The sequence below is a fragment of the Robinsoniella sp. genome (assembly GCF_034124845.1).
In genome coordinates, this window is record NZ_JAWYAJ010000331.1 from 1 (window position 1) to 3,152 (window position 3,152).

At 41.3% G+C, this 3,152-nt stretch carries 5 protein-coding genes; all 5 read left to right on the top strand.

Going from position 1 to position 3,152, the window contains the following annotated elements; translation table 11 throughout:
* Window positions 1-109 precede the first annotated feature (109 nt).
* Window positions 110-736 carry an ECF transporter S component gene (locus ACH2DQ_RS16740; protein WP_394913363.1) on the top strand — a complete coding sequence of 209 codons (627 nt, stop codon included), beginning with the start codon at window positions 110-112 and terminating at the stop codon, window positions 734-736.
* Window positions 737-883: 147 nt separating this feature from the next.
* Entirely contained in the window at window positions 884-1,492 is a 609-nt protein-coding gene (locus ACH2DQ_RS16745; protein ID WP_394913364.1) for an NUDIX hydrolase, read from the top strand.
* A 43-nt stretch (window positions 1,493-1,535) separates the two neighbouring features.
* A complete protein-coding gene (locus ACH2DQ_RS16750) occupies window positions 1,536-2,045 on the top strand; it encodes a YcxB family protein (protein ID WP_394913365.1) in 510 nt (169 codons plus the stop codon).
* A gap of 30 nt (window positions 2,046-2,075) precedes the next feature.
* Complete coding sequence (tsaE, locus tag ACH2DQ_RS16755) at window positions 2,076-2,495, top strand: tRNA (adenosine(37)-N6)-threonylcarbamoyltransferase complex ATPase subunit type 1 TsaE (RefSeq protein WP_394913366.1); 420 nt, start codon at window positions 2,076-2,078, stop codon at window positions 2,493-2,495.
* 59 nt (window positions 2,496-2,554) lie between these two features.
* Window positions 2,555-3,152, top strand: a 598-nt coding sequence (tsaB, locus tag ACH2DQ_RS16760; RefSeq protein WP_395027506.1) for a tRNA (adenosine(37)-N6)-threonylcarbamoyltransferase complex dimerization subunit type 1 TsaB, incomplete at its 3' end; no start/stop codon positions are given.

The following is a 3,152-nucleotide window of genomic DNA, read 5'->3' on the forward strand; positions in this document are numbered from 1 at the left end:
CAGATGAATAGATGCGCGAAGACCCCGAATACACACGTATTCGGCTTTTTTATTTTCTACCGGAATTTTCCTTTCAAATTTAATTTAAATGAAAAAGGAGAGATGAACAATGAGTTCTAACACAAATGTGGTGGGAAGGCCTGCCAGCAGAACAAATTTAAAGACAATGGTACAGATCGGTATGCTGGGAGCGATTTCCGTCGTTCTTATGATGTTTGAGATACCCCTGTGGTTTGCTCCAAGCTTTTACCAGATTGATTTAAGCGAGGTGCCTGTAATGATCGGGGCATTTGCATTGGGTCCATTAGCAGGTGCGGTAATCGAGCTGGTGAAGATTTTACTCCACTTTATAATGAAAGGCAGCAGTACTGCCGGAGTTGGAGACTTGGCAAACTTTTTAATTGGCTGTGCATTGATTGTTCCGGCAGGACTGGTCTATAAAAAAGTACGTTCCAGAAAGGGCGCCCTGATCGGAATGATTCTTGGAATTATAACCATGGCGGTTATTGGAAGTCTGATGAATGCATTTGTCCTTCTTCCGGCATATGCAAAAGCATTCGGTATGCCGATTGATGCACTTGTTGGAATGGGAAGTGCGCTGAATCCTGCGATCGACAGTATTACAACCTTTGCATTATTTATGGTAGTTCCATTTAACTTATTAAAAGGGGTTGTGGTTTCTGTAATAACATTTTTATTATATCGATACATCAGCCCAATCTTTAAAAAAAATTAGATTATTTTCAGACAGGTACTATTTTCTAAAATCCTGTATAAAAGCAGCAGAGAGTGAAATTCTATGAGAAAAGATTTCATTCTCTGTTTTTTTCTGCTATAATAGAGGGAAAAGATTTGAAAATAGAAAAGTTTATGGAGGACAATCATGAGCAGGATCAGGCACATTGATAAATTAACAGACAGCAGGCATCTGAATATGTATGAGCTGGAAGCCAGAAACCGTCTGGACAATCCGGTTGATTATTTTGTGGCATCCAGAGCAAAAGAGATAGATGATTTAAAGATAAGCACCCACAATCTTCAGCCGGATGGTGTGATCATATACAGTCTTTACGGTGATAAGCAGGATAAAGTAATCCTGATACGCCAGTACCGCTATGCGATTGACGGATATATTTATGAATTCCCGGCGGGTCTTGTGGATCCCGGTGAAGATTACAGGACAGCTGGTGCAAGGGAATTAAAAGAAGAAACAGGTCTGGATTTTCACCCGGTAAAGGTGGACGAAATGTATGAGAAGCCATATTTTACGACCATAGGAATGACAGATGAATGCTGCGCCTCCGTTTATGGATTTGCAACCGGTGAAGTCAGCAAAGATGGTTTAGAGGATAACGAAGACATCGAAGTAGTAATTGCAGACAGGGACGAAGTAAGAAGAATTTTAAAAGAAGAACGAGTGGCGATTATGTGTGCATATATGCTGATGCATTTCTTAAAAGATCAGGATGATCCGTTTGCCTTTTTAAAATAAATATGATAAACTGATTCATACAAAAAGCAGGAGGCGGGCGTTTATGGAAGTGAAATTTGATGTGAAAATGACGCAGAAAATCATGTATAATTTCTTGCTCAGTCATACGTACAAAAGCTTCAGTGGAGTAGTGGGTGTGCTATTTGGCGCAGTGGCGCTGGTTGTGTTTGCCATGACATTTGGGAAGGTGGAATCCTGGCAGAGTATCCTGTATCTGGTATTTGGTGTATGGTTTATACTCTATCTGCCAATTACACTATATTTAAGATCTGTCAAACAGGTGAAGTTAAATCCCGTTTTTAAAAAGCCCATAACTTATCTTTTAAATGACGAAGGAATTCAAACAATACAGGGTGATCAAAGCGCAGAACTGAAGTGGGAAGATCTGGTCAAAGTGACAGAAACGAAGTTAAGTCTGCTGGTATACACCGGAAAGCGGTATTCCTTTGTATTTCCAAAAGAATCCGTTGGGGAACAGTACGAAGAATTACTGGGACTGATTCAGGGACATGTAGACGCCGGAAAAATAAAGATAAAAAGCGCATTGAAATAAGAATAAAGATAAAAAGCAGGTTGAAATAAGATGATTATAGAAACATGGAGTGAAAACGAGACTTTCCAGGTAGGAAAGGCTCTCGGAGATAAAGCAGAGAAAGGCCAGATTTATACGCTCACAGGAGATCTGGGAGTGGGCAAGACCGTATTCACCAAGGGGCTGGCAGAAGGTCTGGGGATTACAGAGCCAATCAGCAGTCCCACCTTCACAATCGTGCAGATCTATGAAAGCGGAAAACTGCCGCTCTATCACTTTGACGTCTACCGGATTGGAGATGTGGAAGAGATGGAAGAAATCGGGTACGAAGATTATTTTTACGGAGAAGGAGTCTGCCTCATAGAGTGGGCGAATCTCATCGGTGAAATCCTGCCGGAAGGCATTATACCGGTGACAATCGAAAAAGATTTGGAAAAAGGGTTTGATTACCGCCGCATAACCATAGGATAAACAAAAGTTGAAGGATAGCAGTATTGCAGAAAGAATCTGCAATCTGCAATGGTATAAATATGAAAATATTAGCGATAGACAGTTCAGGATTAGTTGCTTCCGTAGCAATTATAGAAGATGATAATATGCTGGCAGAGTATACGGTTAATTATAAGAAAACACATTCACAGACCTTGCTGCCCATGCTGGATGAAATAGGAAAGATGATTGATCTGGATCTGGAATCCATTGATGCAATTGCAGTTGCAGCAGGTCCTGGTTCCTTTACAGGCCTTAGAATTGGTTCTGCTACGGCAAAGGGATTAGGGCTGGCACTTAAGAAACCGTTGGTTTCCATTCCTACCGTAGATGGACTTGCATTTAATCTCTATGGCACCGATAAATTGATCTGTCCATTGATGGATGCCAGAAGAAACCAGGTGTATACAGGAATCTATGAGTTTCAGGGCAGAGAGTTCCGGGTTGTGGAAAAGCAAATGGCAGTCTCAGTCGGGGAAATTGTTGAAAAATTAAATCATTACGGCAGGGAAGTCATCTTGTTAGGAGATGGTGTTCCTGTCTATGCAGAGCAAATTAAGGAGATGATAACGGTACCTTATTCCTTTGCACCTGCACATATGAACAATCAGCGCAGTGCGGCAGTAGGTACCCTTGCCA